General features: G+C 70.1%; 10 protein-coding genes. 2 read left to right on the top strand and 8 right to left on the bottom strand.

The genetic code is table 11. The features are described 5' to 3' along the window. Positions 1-283 precede the first annotated feature (283 nt). From H504_RS0106225 to H504_RS0106215, 3 genes are read right to left on the bottom strand one after another with little or no spacing between them, the layout of a single operon-like run. Positions 284-2,104 carry a sensor histidine kinase gene (locus H504_RS0106225; RefSeq protein WP_026422074.1) on the bottom strand — a complete coding sequence of 607 codons (1,821 nt, stop codon included), beginning with the start codon at positions 2,102-2,104 and terminating at the stop codon, positions 284-286. 4 nt (positions 2,105-2,108) lie between these two features. After that, on the bottom strand, positions 2,109-2,771 hold the full coding sequence (locus tag H504_RS0106220; RefSeq protein WP_026422073.1) for a response regulator transcription factor: 663 nt from the start codon (positions 2,769-2,771) through the stop codon (positions 2,109-2,111). Then, positions 2,762-3,265: a histidine kinase dimerization/phosphoacceptor domain-containing protein gene (locus H504_RS0106215; protein ID WP_026422072.1), complete on the bottom strand. Its 504-nt coding sequence runs from the start codon at positions 3,263-3,265 to the stop codon at positions 2,762-2,764. The genes H504_RS0106220 and H504_RS0106215 overlap by 10 nt, the downstream gene beginning before the upstream one ends. Positions 3,266-3,404: 139 nt before the next feature. Here H504_RS0106215 and H504_RS33570 point away from each other — a divergent pair, with 139 nt between their 5' ends. Continuing rightward, entirely contained in the window at positions 3,405-5,495 is a 2,091-nt protein-coding gene (locus tag H504_RS33570; protein WP_035303376.1) for an Hsp70 family protein, read from the top strand. Positions 5,496-5,615: 120 nt separating this feature from the next. On the opposite strand, the gene H504_RS33565 is transcribed toward H504_RS33570, so the two are convergent. The 4 genes from H504_RS33565 to H504_RS0106190 all read right to left on the bottom strand — a co-directional run bounded on the left by H504_RS33565 (position 5,616) and on the right by H504_RS0106190 (position 13,526). Next, the gene (locus H504_RS33565) at positions 5,616-7,553 is read right to left on the bottom strand and encodes a S8 family peptidase (protein ID WP_084467414.1); all 1,938 of its coding nucleotides are present in this window, start codon (positions 7,551-7,553) and stop codon (positions 5,616-5,618) included. A 117-nt stretch (positions 7,554-7,670) separates the two neighbouring features. Continuing rightward, positions 7,671-10,685 (bottom strand): right-handed parallel beta-helix repeat-containing protein, encoded by a 3,015-nt coding sequence (locus H504_RS0106200; protein WP_051385544.1) that lies wholly within the window; start codon positions 10,683-10,685, stop codon positions 7,671-7,673. Next, positions 10,670-10,810: a hypothetical protein gene (locus H504_RS40870; RefSeq protein ID WP_157440237.1), complete on the bottom strand. Its 141-nt coding sequence runs from the start codon at positions 10,808-10,810 to the stop codon at positions 10,670-10,672. The genes H504_RS0106200 and H504_RS40870 overlap by 16 nt, the downstream gene beginning before the upstream one ends. Before the next feature lie 13 nt (positions 10,811-10,823). Beyond that, positions 10,824-13,526: a hypothetical protein gene (locus H504_RS0106190; protein ID WP_026422070.1), complete on the bottom strand. Its 2,703-nt coding sequence runs from the start codon at positions 13,524-13,526 to the stop codon at positions 10,824-10,826. 104 nt (positions 13,527-13,630) lie between these two features. On the opposite strand from H504_RS0106190, the gene H504_RS39495 reads away from it, so the two are divergent. Further along, complete coding sequence (locus tag H504_RS39495; RefSeq protein WP_211239270.1) at positions 13,631-13,954, top strand: type 2 periplasmic-binding domain-containing protein; 324 nt, start codon at positions 13,631-13,633, stop codon at positions 13,952-13,954. A 4-nt stretch (positions 13,955-13,958) separates the two neighbouring features. Here the strand turns inward: H504_RS39495 and H504_RS0106175 are convergent, their stop codons facing one another. Next, positions 13,959-16,142 (bottom strand): ATP-binding protein, encoded by a 2,184-nt coding sequence (locus H504_RS0106175; protein ID WP_026422069.1) that lies wholly within the window; start codon positions 16,140-16,142, stop codon positions 13,959-13,961. Positions 16,143-16,219: the final 77 nt, after the last annotated feature.

Below are 16,219 nucleotides of genomic sequence, written 5' to 3'. Positions count from 1 at the left end.
CGGGAGTGGCGCTTCGTCGATGAGGGGTGGGTTTTGAGGCGCGCGGTGCCGGGAGTGGCGCTTCGTCGATGAGGGGTGGGTTTTGAGGCGCGCGGGGCGGGCTGGCGGCCTTCGTTGATTTGGCGTTGGTTTCGAGGCGCGCGGTGTAGGGGTGGTGCTTCGTCGATCTGGGGGGGTGAAGGCGTGTGGGGCGGGTGGGGTGTTTCGTCGATGGGGTGGTGGGTTTTTAGGTGCGCGGTGCAGGTTGGTCGTGGGTGGGGTTGCAGGGGGGAGGAGGGAGAAATCAGGTCCAGTGGGTTGAGAGGCCCTCGCAGGTGCGGATGAGGGTTAGGCAGGCGTCGCGGTGGTGGGGGCTTAGGGCGGGGTTGCTTGCGCGGGTGCGCCAGAGGGCGGTGGCGGTGATGGCGGTGCGGCGGATCTCGTCGGGTGGGGTGGCGGGGGGTAGGCCGAGGCGGGTGTGGGGGGCTCGGCCGTGGGCGCCGAGGAGGCGTTGGGGGTTCCAGGGGAGGGTGAGGTGGCCGGACTCTATGTCGTTGAGGAGGGCGAGTTCGGCGAGTTCGTGGGCGTCGGCCTCGATGCGGTCTAAGAGGCGGGCGAGGGGTGCCGGGCGTGGGGCGCGGCGGGCGGCGGCGAGGGCGGAGCGGGCGATGAGGAGGTCGGCGCGGTCTATGACGTGGCGGCGGAGGAGGGTGTGGAGGTCGTTGGTGGGGGCGATGACGATGTCGGCCTGGCCGCGGAAGGTGCGGAGGAACGTCCGGTCGGGGTGGGGCAGGACGATGACGTCGTAGCCGGTGATGGTGGTGGGGGTGCCGGGGATGTCGACCAGGGTCATGTGCCGGAGGATGTCGGCGGGCCAGCGGATCACCAGGTGGGTGGCGTCGGCGGGGCGGGTCAGGCCAGCGACCGAGACCGGGGTGGTGACGGGCGGCAGGCCGGGGCGGTGGAAGGTGACGTCGCGGGAGCGGCCGTGGACGTACCAGGTGACGGTGCCCGAGCCCGCGAACGCGTAGCCGGTGAGGAGTTCCACGGCACCCGTCAGCGAGACCAGGGCGACGGTGGGGGGTTGGTCGAGGCGTTCGGCGATTTCGGACCAGCCCGCGACCGACTCGGCGACGGCCGTGGTCACCATCTCGCGGACCCGGGTCAGCAGGGTGCCCTCGGTGACGGCGGCCGTGACGGTTCCGTCCAGGCGCTCGGGCAACCAGACGCGGATGACGGCTTGTCCGTTGGTGACCCAAGAGTCGAGTACGCCGCCGAAGGCAGCCAAGCGGTCGGCGTCATCGATCAGCGCGTTCCGTGTGTCCGTGGCGGTAAGAGGGGATACGGGGTCCGTGAACGTCAACGACAAAGCGCCGTCTGCGCGCGATAGTGCTACCTGGACCGGTTCCTGGGATGTGTTCTCCGCCAACAACGACAGGACGGCGGCAGACGCGTGGTAGATCGCTGACTCGACCTCCCAGCCCACTCGGCGGCCCAGGTCGCCGGTGAAGCGGACTGGGCGGGGTAAGTCTCCGGCGAGTTCTTCCAGTGTTGCCAGAGGACCGCGTTCGGGGAGCATGGCCGGGTGGACGCCCCGGACCACGGTGCGAAACCGGTCGATGACGTCGTCGAGGGTGGTGCGGAAGATGCCTAACGCGCGGGTGGTGTCGTCGCCTGCGTCGTCCAGATCGGCTAAGAGGGAGCGAAGGTCACCGAAGTCGCGGGTTGTGACGGCGGTAAGAGATCCGGCGATACGACGGCGTTCCAGCTCACGTACCTCGGCCAGTCTGTCTCGGGTGGTGCGGACGTCCTGTTCGAGCACTCGCACTCGTTCGGTCAACCGTTCGCGTTCGGTCTGCAGGCGTTGCTGCGCGACGAGCAAAGCGATGCGGTGGGCTATTTGGCGTAAGCGGTCCAAGTCGCCTGGACCGGCTGCGGCGAGCGACACCGCGCCCCCACCGGGAACCGGCTCCACGACACCGGGAATCGCCTCTATGCGATCGGCGGGTGCGGCTTGACCGGGCCAAGAGGCCGCGACCACGAGCCCGTCATCTTCAGGCGCGTAGTAGGCGGCGGCGTGGCCGGTCGCATCGGCCAATTCGCGGACCAGCGCGTCGACGTCCACGCCGCTACCCGTCGATCCGCCTGGCCCGCAGGTACGCCAGCACGGCGAGGACCCGGCGGTGGTGCACGCTGGGGTCGCCGGGCAGGTCGAGCTTGGTGAAGATGGCGGCGATGTGCTTCTCCACCGCCTTCGCCGAGACGAACAGCTCCTTGGCGATGGCGTTGTTGGTGCGCCCCTCGGCCATCAACCGCAGCACGTCGTGCTCGCGCTCGCTCAGCGCCCCCACCGGCCCGGCCCCGCCCGCAGGCCGCTCCACAAGGCGCTTGGCCAGTGACGGTTCGATGACGATCTCGCCGGTCGCGATCCGGCTGAGCGTGTCGTCGAGCACCCGCACGCCCGCGACCTTCTCCTTGAGCCGGTAGCCGACGCCCTCGGTGCCGATCTCCAGGACTCGCATCAAATAGTGCGTTTCCGCGTAATGCGACAGAAGTAACAACCCGGTACTCGGGCACAACGCGCGCAGCCGCTCGGCGGTGGCGAGGCCGCCGTCGGGTTCCGGTGGCATGCGGATGTCCAGGATGGCCACGTCCACCGGCTCGGACGTGGCCAGCGCGACCAGTTTGTCGCCGTCGGACACCGAGCCCACCACCTCGTGCCCGGCCGCGCGCAGCAGCATCACCAGACCCTCGCGGAACAGTGCCCCGTCGTCCGCTATCGCTACCCGCACTGCCCGCGCTCCTCCGTCACGTCCACCCGAGCCGTTCCCCGGTGCCTGCGCACCCGGACCGCGACCTGGGTGTCCCGGGGCACCGACCGCAGGTGGTCGGCGACCGCGAGACCAGCCGCGTGCGCGGTGGCCTGGTCGACCAGGTCGCTGTGCACGGCGATGGCGACGCCGCGCCGCTCGGCGACGGCGTGCAGCGCCGGTTCCAGACCGTCGCTGGCCAGCACCGGGGGGAACAGGACGCCGCCGATCTCGCGCAGCTCGGCCAGCACGGCGGCGAGGCCGCCCTGCAGCTCGGCGACGCGCCCGGTCAGCGCGGGGTCGTCGGGCAGGTCCACGGACAGCAACCCTAGCTCGACCGCCAGCGCGGCCACCCGCTGCGCCGGTCCGTCGTTGAGTTCGCGTTCCAGGCCCCGCCGCAGCGCACAGGTCGTCGGGTCCACCGGCCGCAACCGCAGCGGGCGGACCCGGCGCCACCACCGGGTGATCGGGCTCATCGCCCCATCGTGCGCCGTCGGGGGCCGGGCGGACAACGGGGCTTGCCCCCCGCCGGGGTAGGGATATCCCTACCGAACCGTGATCTCCCGCCGTTAGAGTTCGCGACGGCTTGTGCGGGCGCGGATCTGGGAGATTTTCATGGGCCTCGGCCTCGGCATCGACCTGGGCACCACCTTCACCGGCGCCGCCGTCTCCGGTCCGGACGGCACCTCGATGGTCCCGTTGGGTCGGGTCGGTGTGGTGGAGCCGTCCGTGGTTTTCGCCGGGGTGGACGGGAGTTTGCTCACCGGTGACGCGGCGGTGGACGCCGGAAGGGGTGAGCCGCACCGGTTGGCCCGCGGGTTCAAGCGCCGTTTGGGTGATCCGACGCCGTTGGTGGTGGGTGGGTCCCCGTACTCCCCAGCCGCGCTGTTGGCAGCACAGTTGCGGGTCGTTGTCTCCCGCGTGCGAGCGCCTGTCGAGTCGTTAGTGCTTACGTGTCCCGCTGTGTGGGGCCCCTACCGGCGCGAACACTTCGACGAGGTTCCGCGACTGGCAGGCCTAACGGACGCGGTTATGGTCACCGAGCCAGAGGCAGCCGCGACCCACTACGCAGCCGAGCGACGGTTAGGCGTCGGTGAACTCGTCGCCGTCTACGACCTCGGCGGCGGCACCTTCGACACGACGATCCTCCGAGCTCGCGAAGACGGTATGGAGATCGTCGGTACTCCCGAGGGCATCGAACGCCTCGGCGGCATGGACTTCGACGAGGCCCTGTTCGCCTACGTCGACAACGCCCTTGACGGCGCTTTGAGCGCGATGGACCCCGCCGACCCCGAGGCCGCGTCTGTGCTCACGTTCACGCGGGCAGCGTGCGTACGGGCCAAGGAGGAGTTGTCGATCGAGCCCGATGTCCGGGTGCGCGTTCCCCTCCTGTCGGGCCAACGCGAGGTCGTCGTCACCCGCTTGGCCTTCAACGAGATGATCCGTCCCTCGGTGGACCTCACGGTCGACGCCCTCCACCGAACGATCTCATCAGCCGGACTGACCCCCGCGGACTTGGCCGCCGTGTTGTTGGCCGGTGGTTCGTCCCGGATCCCCTTGGTCGACCAGGTCGTCTCAGGAGCCTTCGGTAGGCCAGTACGGACTGGACTACACCCGAAGTTCACTGTCGCGTTAGGTGCCGCGGCCATCGCCGCCCGTCGGGTTCATCGGTCAGCACCGCGCATAAGCCGCCGGAGGCTTCTTATCCCCGCGGCCGCTGTCGCCGCCTTGGCGTTAGTTGGCGGAGGCGTTGCCGCCCTATCCGGCAGTAGCGGCAACACGCCCGACTCCTCTCAGCCGGACGCGATGCTCAGCCCGGTGGCCAGCCTCGACGAGCCCGTGGTCACCGAGACCATCACCGGCTTGGGGCGACGCCCGCGCGGTGTGGCAGTGTCCTCGACGAAGGCTTATGTACCAAGCAGTTTGTCGAACACGGTGTCGGTCATCGACCGCATGTCGCACAAGGTGCTCAAGGCCATCCCGGTGCCCTCGCCGCCCCAGTACGTCGTCCTCGACGGCGATAAGGCGTTCGTTACCCTCCTCGACCCGGGCAACGCCATTGCCGTCATCGACACAACGCGCGACGAGGTCGTGAACACGGTCCCCGCCGGCCGCTCCATGTTCGTCCCCGCTGTGACCCCGGACGGTAAGCGTCTCCTGGTTCCCGAACAGGACACTGCCCAGATCATCGAACTTGAAACCGACAGCACCGTGGCCACTCCGTTCGCCAAGGTCCCCACCGGACCACGCGGCCTCGCCATCCACGGCACCAATGTGTACGTGGTGAGTGTGGACCTGAACCAGGTAACCACCTTGGACCTGGACAGCCGCCGCGTGACCGGTTCCGTGAAGGTGGGCAAGAGCAGCCTGGCCATCGCCCTGTCCCCAGACGGCAACACCGCATACACGGCCAACTACGACGACAACACCGTCTCGGTGGTCGACACAGCAGGCCAACGAACGGTGGACACGATCCAGGTCGGCGCCCACCCCCTCGCGCTGGCGGTCGCCCCGGACGGGAAACACGTCTACGTGGCCAACAACGGCGACAACTCGGTCTCCGTGATCGCCACCGACCGCAACGAGGTCACCGCCACCATCAAGACGGGGCGTGAACCGTGGTTCATCGCGGTTTCCCCCGATGGCCGGGAGACCTACGTGACCAACAGCCTCGCCGACTCCGTCACCGTCCTCAAGACGGCCTGACCCAGCCGTCAACGGTGCTGTCCCCGTGGTCCGACGTATTCACCCCCCTCGCTGTCGACGGTGGAGGCGGCCGGGCAGCGCGGGGTTGTGGCCCCGCGCTGCCCTCCTCGCCCTGGAAGATCAGGCGGCGTTGACGGTGAGGTCGTCGAAGGCGTACCAGGTTGAGGCGGCGGCGTCTTCCAGGCCACGTAGGGTGATCACCACTGCTTGGCCCGCGTAGGCGCCGAGGGGGAAGGTGCGGAGGGTGTAGGGGCCAGCGTCCAGGTTGCTGTAGGTGGCCACGATGGTGTTGTTGACGGTGACTGTCACCACGTCGTAGGGGACTGGGTCGGTTTCCTCCGTGGTTACCTTGAGGTACAGGGACAGCGTCGAGTGCACGCAGCCCGCTGGGACGAGGACGGCCTGGTACACGGTCTGCTCGGACTGTCTGCCGTAGCCGTTGAGCACGGCGGCTCGGGTTCCGCTGCGTGGGGCGGACGGAGCGCCGGGGAACACCCCGATGCCCTCCGTGTCGCCAACCCACGGCGCGAAGCCGGTTTCGAAGCCGGGGTTGAGCAGTTTCTGCCCAGAGCTGGAGCAACTGCCGGCGGCGGGTGTCACGGCGAGTGTGAACGCGAGTGAGCGTGCGCGGTTCGCGGTGTCGGTGGCGGTAACCGTGACTGTCGCGGTGGTGGCGGCGGTAGGAGTACCGGAGATCACGCCTGTTGTGGCGTTCACCGCGAGGCCGGCGGGAAGTCCGCTTGCCGTCCACTTGTACGGGCCGGTGCCACCTGCTGCCGTTAGGGGCAACGAGAAGGCTGTGCCGATACGTGCGTCGAGGAAGCCGGGGTTGGTGATGACGGGATAGCCGGGTCGGTTGCCGGTGTTGGTGGCCAGCAGCCGGTTGGGTGATCCGACGCGGGCGGCGGTGACTTTACCGGGGGTGGCGTCCAGCGTCAGGGCTTCGGCCACTCGCGCGGGGGTCAGTGTCGGTTCCTGGGAGAGCAGCAGCGCGGCGGCGCCGGTGACGTGTGGTGCGGCCATCGAGGTGCCGTCGATGGTGGCGAAGTCGGCGTCGTCGTAGTTCCAGGCGGAGGTGATGCTGACGCCGGGTGCGAAGACGTCGACGCAACTGCCGAAGTTGGAGAAGTCCGCGATGCGGTCGTCGCTGCCCGTTGCTCCTACCGTGATGGCCTCCGGTGTGCGGGCCGGGGTGAAGTCGCACGCGTCCTCGGTGCTGTTGCCCGCGGCGATCGCGTAGGTGATGCCGTCGCTGATGGAGTTGCGGACCGCGTCCTCGATCACCTGGTCGGTGCCCTCGCCGCCCAGGCTCATGTTGGCCACGGCGGGGCCGGAGGCGTGGTTGGCGGTCGCCCAGTCGATTCCGGCGGTCACCGTGGTGGTGTCGCCCTCACCGGAGCAGTCGAGCACCTTCACGGCGATCAGCTTCACTCCCTTGGCGACACCGTAGGTGGCGCCGCCCACGGTTCCGGCCACGTGCGTGCCGTGCCCGTTGCAGTCCTTGTCCTTGCCGTCGCCGGAGGTGTTGGTTCCCCAGACCGCGCGCCCGCCGAAGTCTTGGTGGGTGGTGCGGATGCCGGTGTCGATGATGTAGGCCGTGACGTTGGGGGCCTGGTTGGCGTAGTTGTAAGTGTGGTCCAGCGGCAGGTCCCGTTGGTCCACACGGTCCAGTCCCCATGAAGGTGTGGCCACCTGCGTGCCGATCGCGTGCAGCTTCCGGACCGGGCTGACGTAGGCAACGGTGGGATCGGTCGCCATCTTGCGCGCCGTCTCGGCGTCGACGTGGGTCGCGAACCCGTTGAGGGCGTAGCGGTACGTCTGCGTCACGTGCGCGCCGAACCGGGCGGCGAAGGTGGCCGCGGCGCTGGACATCGCCGTCGCCGGGCTTGGTTTGTCCTTGAAGACCACGATGTAGCTGCCATCGACGACCGACGAGGTCTTCGCGGGCTGCTTCGCCGGAGTGGGTGATGCGTCGGACGTCGAAGGGGTGAGCACGGACAGGGCGGCAACGGCCGCCAGTGACAAGGACAGCGTTCTACGTCTCTTGTGTGCGAACACGGGGTTCCCCTCCCCCACAGTCGCCTCCACGCGGGCGACGGTCGGGACAAGGCTCACACCCGGGAACCGGACCGCACAACCCGCCGATCGGGCAGGTCGGTTTGCCCTAAGGAAGGCCTACTCGCGGCCGGGTGGTCCGCCGTCCGCGCGCGCGGCCGGGATGTCCTCGGGCAGCAGCAGGCACAGGTCGGTGATCGTGGGCGTGGTGATGCCGCGCATCCGGCGGGCGTGCCGGGTGACGGCCTCGTCCAGTACCTGGCGGGCGTATCGGCCGTTGCCGAACGACTCGTCCCGCCGGGTGGCCGCGAAGTGGTTGCGCAGCGCGACGACGGTGGCGGCCGTGCACTCGTAGCTGATCTTCGTGGCGTGTTGGCTGACGATGGTGACCAACTCGTCGGCGGTGTAGTTGGCGAACCGCACGTGGTGGGAGAACCGGGACTGCAGGCCGGGGTTGGCGGCGAGGAAGCCCGCCATCTCGTTGGCGTAGCCCGCCGCGATGACGACGACCTCGTCCCGGTGGTCCTCCATGAGCTTCACCAGCGTGTCGATGGCTTCGCGGCCGAAGTCTTGTCCGCCCGCGGAACGGCTGGACAGGGTGTACGCCTCATCTATGAACAGCAAACCGCCGCGGGCGCGGTCGAAGGCCTCGGTGGTTCGCTTGGCCGTGTGTCCGATGTACTCACCGACCAGGTCCGCCCGGCTCACCTCGATGACTTGCCCCTGCGCCAACACACCCATCGCGGCCAGGATGGAACCATAGAGCCTGGCGACGGTTGTCTTACCGGTGCCAGGCGGCCCGGCGAAGATAAGGTGCCTGCTGAGAGAGGGCACGGGCAGGTTGGCTTCCCTGCGCTGCCTGGCCGAGTCGAGCAGGTCGACCATACTGGACACTTCGCGCTTGACGTCCTCAAGCCCTACCAGCGCACGCAAGTCGGCGAGAAGTTGCTCCACCTGCTCCTCGTCCACCCGACCCGCCCCGGCGCCGATAGCGCTGCCGGGCAACGGTCCCAGGTCTTCGGGCAGCAGTCTTGTCAGTGCGACAGCGCTTACATCCTCGTCCTCGGCGAGCCGGTAGGCCTGTCGGCCAACCATCTCCTCGAACACCTTTCGCGCGGTGCGGCCGTTGCCGAAAGAGGCATCTCGCGGCAGTTTGGTGAAGTAGCTGTGCAGGGCGGAGCGAGTCTCGAACTCCAGCCGGTAGTCGTGCGCGCGGCATAGACCCTCCACAATGGTCACCAGCTCGGGCGCGGAGTAGTCGGTGAACTCGATGGTGCGGGTGAAGCGCGACGACAAGCCGGGGTTGGCGGCCATGAACGTGCGCATGTCGTTGGTGTAACCGGCGACGATGACGACAACGTCGTCCCGGTGGTCTTCCATGAGCTTCACCAAAGTGTCGATGGCCTCACGCCCGAAGTCGGGACCGGTACCGCCCCCACCTGCCGACAACGTGTACGCCTCGTCGATGAACAGCACGCCGCCGAGGGCTTCCTCGAACTTCTCGGCCGTCTTGAGGGCGGTACCGCCGACGACAGCGGCAACGAGATCAGCTCGCGCGACCTCAACGAGCTGTCCCGTGCGCAGGACTCCCAGTGCGGTGAGGATTTTCCCGTAGAGGCGCGCGATCGTGGTTTTACCGGTACCGGGTGAGCCTGTGAAGACGAGGTGTCTGCCCAGCGGGGGCGACGGTAGCCCGGCCGCCGCGCGCCGTTCGGCCATCTGGTGCAGGCGGACCAGGGTCTCGACCTCGCGCTTGACGCCGTCGAGGCCGACCAGCTTGTTCAGGTCCTCCAGCAGGGTGGCGATGTCGTCGTTCTTCTCCACCTTGGGCGGCTCGGGCTCCTGAGGGGCCTCGATCTCCGCCAGGCCCGCGTCGTCACGGAGGTCCTTGCCGCGGTTGCGCTCTATGCGGCAGCCACGCAGCTCGATGGGCTCGCTGGAACGCAACACAACACCGTCGCCGAGGTTGTTCTCCACGACGACCCCGGCAAGTTGCCCACTGGCGGCACCTTCCCAGAGAACTCCCGTCCCGCACTCGCGGATAGCGCCACCGTCGACTCTTAGCCGGGCGGCACCTCGGGCAACCAGCGCGGTGGACTTGGTGTGGTCGATGGCGGGGTCGGTCAGATCGGCCTCGGCGTTGTCCTCCACGATGATGGCCGACCCGGTGCCACCGGTGACGGTGACCTTGTTCAGATTGACCGACGCGGTACCGGCAACGAGGACTGCGTCGTGCCCGGAGTCGATGAACACGCAGTCGATGAACTCACCACGTGACGAGTCCAAGACGTGGACGCCGTGCCCGCGCGCGCCACGCACCTTGACCCGCTCGACGACCGCGGTGCCGCCCTGCACCAACACGATCGCCTGCGCCTGTGCGTCCTCGATGACGCAGTCCTGCAGGGTGGGGGACGATCCCGCGCCTACAAGAACAGTGACACCTTCGACTTCGGACAAGGTGGTGCCGGAGACGCTAAGAGTGCTGTTCTCCTCAACGACGATACCGGGACCGTTTATCCGCTCCACGCGGCAGTTCTTGACGGTGCCACCGGCGTTGTCAGCCGCCAGGAACGCGCCGCCGGAATCGGATACGTCGCAGTCGACCAACCGCGGCGCCCCACCGGACCGGGCAACCACGGCGGTGGTGGCGATGTTGGTGAACGACGTCGTCTTGACCTCGGCGCCGCCACCGTCGAACACCAGCAGCCCCGCGCCGCCGGGATTGGACACCGCGCAGTCTCGCGCGTGCAATTCGGCACCGCCTCGCACAACTACGGCCACGGACGATTCAGCCGCCACGGTGCACTCGTCCATCCGCAACGTCCCGGCGGCCAGGTCGACGGCGGCCTCGCCGTCGCGGTGGGCCAGCACGATCCCGGACACGGTCGCGTGCTCGGTGGACAGGTGCAGCGCGGGACCGCCGACGGCCTCGATCCGCACCTCCCCCGCCGCGCCCGCGCCGGACAGGGTGATCTCCCGCTCGACGACCACGGTCTCGCGGTAGGTACCGGGCCGCACCGCGATCACGTCACCGTCCGCGGCGGCCGCGATGGCGTCGTTGATGGTGCGGAAACAATCCGGGTCGGTCGCGGACACCGCGAGCACCGACCGCACGGCGCTCAGCCTGCTCGCCACGGCGGGACCTCCTCCAGGTCGGACCCGGCGAGGAAGTCGAGCAGCCGCTGGTGGGCGTCGACCGACGGGTCCCAGGCGATCGTTTCCGGCTCGGGGGCGGGTGGGTGCGCGAGCAAGGTGGACACGGCGGCTCTCCGGTCAGGCGGCGGGCAGCGCGCCGAACCAGCGCGCCGGGTTGGGGTGGCGGGGGACCTCGACCGCAGCCCTGGCGGACGCGGCGGCCCGGAGGCTGGTCAGCGCCCGGTCGACGGGGGCACCGTCCTCGGCCAGCAGCAGGCGGTCGCCCGCTCTGGCCAGCACGCGCAGCGCGGTGTGCGCGGGCAGCACGACGTCGTTGCTGCGGTCATTGTCGAGCAGGCCCTCCAGGCGGCGGGCGGTGGAGGTCCAGATCAGCAGTTCGACCTCCCCGGGCACGGCCGCCCCCACCGCGGCGACGGCGAGCATCGGGCCGGGCAGGTGTAAGAGGGCGCCTTCGTCGTGAGTGGACTGCCGCCCGCCCGCGACCACGATCCCGCGTGTGGTCGGCAACCTGCGCAGCCCCGCGGTCAGGCAGGTGTGGAAGGCGGTGTCGTACGGCCCGGGTTCCTCGGCGAAGACCCGAACCACCGCCAACTCGGTGAGGAGCGCGGCATGGTCGGCGGCGGCGCGCAGGCCAGGTCGCTCGGCGAGCAACCGCACCACCGCCCGGGTCGCCGAGTCGTAACGAGTCCCCAGCTTGGCCCGCACGGCCCGCCGCTGCGCCTCCGAACTCCGCGCGTCGGCAGGCACAACAGGCTCATCGAGCAGGACAGGCTTGTCTTCTGCGGTCTTATCCGGCTGGGGTGTGTTGGCAGACGGCACAGCCGACGCGGCGGAGAGAGACGGCAGCGCTACCACGGTAGAAGGCTTCAACGGCAAAGAAAGCCCGCCGCCAAGAGACTTCGACGCCTCGACTGACTCAACCGACTTCGGCTGCTCGACAGGCGTATCCGCCACCGGCAGCACTGCCTTCGGCCGATCCAACGGCAGTTCCGTGGGACCCTGCTTCACTTCCGCCCCACCCACCGCGACGGCTGATTCCTCAACCACCTCCGGTCGCCCCACCGCCTCAACGGCCCTATCCGCGACCGGCAGCACCACCTTCGACGATTCCAACGGCAGCCGTTTCGACGCTGACCCCGCGCCGACAAGCTCCTCGTCCACCTTCGGTTGCTCCACCGGCCTAGCCAGCTCGACAGGCGTATCCGCAACCGGCAAAACCACCCTCGACAGGTCCAACGGCAGCCGGTTCAGCTCAGCCCCAACAGCAACCACCGCGACGGCTGATTCCTCAACCACCTCCGGTTGTTCCACCGGCTCAATCGGCTCGACGACCCTGTCCGCAACCGGAAGCACCACCTTCGACGGCGCCAACGGCAGCCGCCTCGACTCAGCAGCAACCACCGCGACGACTGGTTCCTCAACCACCTTCGGTTGCTCCACCGACCTATTCGGCTCGACGGCCCTGTCCGCGACCGGCAAAACCACCCTCGACGGTGCCAACGGCAGCCGTTTCGACTCCGGCCCAGCAGTAGCCACCGCCGGTTCCTCGTCCATCCCCACGGTGTCCGCGCTGAGCAGGCTCGCCCCCGCGGTCACCGAGGGCAGCGGCTCCGACTGCCACATCCCCGGGTGCGGAATGCGGCTCGTGCGCTCCTCCGCAGGCACCGCGGCCTTGCCCGCGACGTGATCACGCAGCTCACGTACCGGAAGCGTCGCTCCCGGGGTCGCCGCGACGATCCGCAGCCGTGACCTGGTTGACTCCGGCAGGTGGTCGATCACCTCGGTCAACGCCGTCAGCACCGCGGTCGGCACGCCGGGTCCGCAGGCGACGAGCAGGTCCGGGACCGCCGAGGTCGGCGTCTGCCAGGTCGGGTCGACCGGCAGGGTGTCCGGCCTGGCGAGCAGGCCGCGGGCGAGGATGTCCAGGGACCAGCCGGGGGCCAGCCGGTACCGGGCGGGGGTGATCATCGCCATGGTCGGGGCGGGGGCGATCCAGCGGTCCAGCACCGGCCCGCAGCCCGGTCGGTACACGCTTTCCACCGCGAACGGGTACCAGGCGAACCGGCCGCTCTCGTCGAGCCGGACCAGGCCCCGCGAGCTCGGCAGCCCGTGCAGCGCGCGGACCGCGGTCCCCCGCTCCCGCGCCACGGCCTGCGCCATGTCCGCCCCGTAGCAGGCGAGCACGACCCGGCCGCGCATGTCGGCGGGTACGGACTCCAGCACATCGACCACGGTGGACACCTCGGGGTTCGGCTCCCCCGGCGCCCCGACCACCACGGTCGGCCGCTCGGGGTCCGGCGGCACCCAGCGCAGCGGGTCGTCGGCGCGCGGGTCACCGCCCGGCTCGCGCACCCAGAGGCCCAGCGGGATCTGCTCGTGCCCCTCGGGGAGGTAGCCCTGCCACCACGGCTCGGGGAACCGGTGCCCGAGCCGCCGCCGGTCCGACCCGGCCCCGTGCGCGACCCACCCGGCGCCGCCTGCGAAGGCGTGCCCACCATCCAATGTGTACAGTTCGCCGTCCGGCGCGATGACCTCGACGCCGAGCCGGTCGGCCAGCCTGCGCGCCAGCGACACCTCGCCCGCCGACATCGCCGAGGCGTGCCCGGCCAGCAGCCGGACCCCGGTGTCCACCGACTCGTCGAGGTCGGCGACCAGCCACGGGTCCAGCCGGGACAGCGCCGACCACGCGGACGCCCCGACCACGACCGCCGTCCGGTGCCGCTCGGCGGGCAGCCCCGCCGCCACCGCCGCGGCCTGCTCGTCGGCCCCCGGTTCGCGCAGGACCAGCGCGTGCCCGGTCCGTTCCACCGCGATCGCCACGATGTCCCTCCTTCCGTGCTCACCCACTGCACGGATGGGGACCGGCGGATGGTTCACCGAACCCGGCGGACCCCCAGCCACGTGTCGAGGTCCAGCAACCCGGGGTGCAGGCCACGCAGGGCGGCGATGTCGGCGCGGAACCCGTGGTCGTTGATCCAGTCGAACACGGCCGCCCCCGTCGGCCCCTCCGTCGACTGTCCGAGGAGGTCTTCGCCTTCGAGGTCACCACCGCCGACTACATCTCCCGTCTGGTGACCACGGGTATGGCCATCGCGATGCTCCCCTCCGCCTACGTCCCCCACCTGACCGGCATCGCCACCATCACCATCACCGATGCCCCCGCCCGCGTCGAATACGTCGTGTGGAGCCCCACCCGCACCCCGGCCGCCTCAGCGTTCCTCGAGAACCTGGGCGTCTCGGGAGGGTGAGCGGTCAGTGGTCGTCCAGGGTGAACCAGACCGTGGTGCCCTCGCCGAGGGTGGAGTCGATGCGGAGGGTGCCGCCGTGGCGTTGGACGATGCGGTCGACGATGGCGAGGCCCGCGCCGTGGCCGCCGCCGTGGGAGTCGCGGGGGTGGAGGCGGCGGAAGAGGCGGAGGACGTCTTCGCGGTGGGTTTCGGGGATGCCGATGCCGTTGTCCCGCACGTAAAACGCGCCGTCGGCGGCTCCGATCGAGACGGTGCGGGGTGGCTCCGGGGCGGCGTACTTGGCGGCGTTGACCAGGAGGTTGATCAGGATTTCCTGGAGCCGTTCGGGGTCGGCGGAGATCGTGGTGCCGGGGGCGGGCAGGGTGACCTCGACGTCGCGTTCGGCGAGGCGGGCGCCCGCGATCTCCAGGGCGCGGATGGTGGCGGCGCGCAGGTCGACGTCGGCGCGGCGCAGGTCGCCGTGGCCGAGTTGGGCGAAGTGCAACAGGCTGTTGATCAGTTCGTCCATCCGCTGGGCGAGGTTCTGGATGGTGTCGAGGCGGCGGACGGTCAGGTCGTCGAGGGTGGCGTCCTCGTTGATGAAGGCGGCCGTCGTGGCGATGCCGCGCAGTGGTTCCTTCATCTCGTGCGCGGCGACGTGGGTGAAGGTGTCGAGGTCGCGGTTCGCCCGGCGGAGTTCTTCGTTCACCGCCGCCAACTGGGTCGCGCGGCGCAACGCCGCCGTGCGGACGGCGGTGCCGAACTCCTCGGCGACCGCCTCGTCCGCGGTGGTCCACGGCAGGCAGCGGCCCCGGACAACCGCCTGGTACACCGCCGACGACCCGCGCGGGGTCAGCCGTTGACCATGTGGGCCGACCCGGACCGGTCGCTCGGGGTCGGTGGCCCAGGTGCGCGACGCGCGGCGTTCCGGACGGGTCCACACAACCAGGTCGTCGTCGCCGAGCGCGAGCACGAGCACCCCGCTGACCTGGTCGGACCGCAGGTCGGGGTGGAGGTCGGCCAGGCTGTCGCAGCTCAGCACCTGCCCGGCGGCGAGCGGCGGCAGGTGGTCCCACACGGCGTCCGGCAACTCGCCCGTGACCTGCCCGGCCACCCGCAGCGCGACCCCGTCCGCGCCGACAAGCGCGGCAAGGTCGGCGCTGTGCCGGAGGAGGTCGCTCGTCTCGGTGACCAGCGTGAGCAGTGCCTCGCGAGCCCGCTGCCGGGCCTGCGCGGCCTCCGCCTCCTGCAGCGCGGCCAACTGCAGCGACAGCGTGACGCCGAAGAACTCGCAGGCCGCCCGCACTTCCGCGCTGAGCCGCCGGGGCGCCAGGCCGTGGCAGGCGATCAGCCCCCACAGCCTGCCGCCGTTGAGCAGCGACACCGACATCGAGGACCGGACGCCGATGTTGCGCAGGTACTCCAGGTGGAAGCCGGACACCGTGCGCAGGGTCGAGTCCGAGAGGTCCAGCGGCGCGGTGACCTGCGGCAGCAGTTGGGCCGTGTGGTCGTCGACGTCGTGGATGACCCGGATCCAGTTGCGTTCGTAGAGCCTGCGGGCCTGCGGTGGGATGTCGGTGGCGGGGAACCACAGCCCGAGCCACGGTTCCAGCCCGTCGGCGACCGACTCGGCGATCACCTCGCCCGGCCCGGCCGACCCCTCGAACCGGTACGCGACGACCCGGTCGTACCCGGTCAGGGCCCGGATCTCGGCGACGGCGGCCGCGCACACGTCCATGACGGTGCGACCGTGCTGCAACCGGGTCAGAGCGGTGCGCACAGCCGGGTAGAACTGGGAGAACACGAACGGCCGTTCCTGTGTCGCGGGCTCGACCTCGACAACAATCCGCCCATCGGAGCGGTAGACCGTGGCGTCGAACTCGCGGTCCCCCACCGAGACGGGGAGCAGGCCCCGGTCGCCGGTCGGCGCGGCGAGGGTGCGTTGGACGGCGTCGAGCGCGTCCGCCCCGAACAGGGCCTCCGCGGGCGTCCCAACGAGGTCACCGCGCCCCAGCACGGTCGCGCAGTTGGAGCTGGCGACCTCGATCCGCCCGTCCACGCCGATGGCGACCAGCGCCCCGTACGACTGGATGCCGCCCAACCGGTGGATCGGCTCGTTCAGGCACACCGACAGGTCGAACGGCGTGCCCGACTCGACCTCGGCGGCCCGCTCCCGCTCGTCGGGTTGCCACGTCACGTCGTCCGCCACTGGTCACACCTCCTGCACAGCCGCCGTTGGTGCGGCGTCCGAACCCTACTGGCGGGAGCACCCGGTCGCGCGGACCG

The organism is Actinokineospora inagensis DSM 44258 (assembly GCF_000482865.1).
GTDB lineage: Bacteria > Actinomycetota > Actinomycetes > Mycobacteriales > Pseudonocardiaceae > Actinokineospora > Actinokineospora inagensis.
The sequence above is the reverse complement of the archived record's forward strand: the minus strand, read 5'-3'. Positions and strand labels throughout refer to the sequence as shown.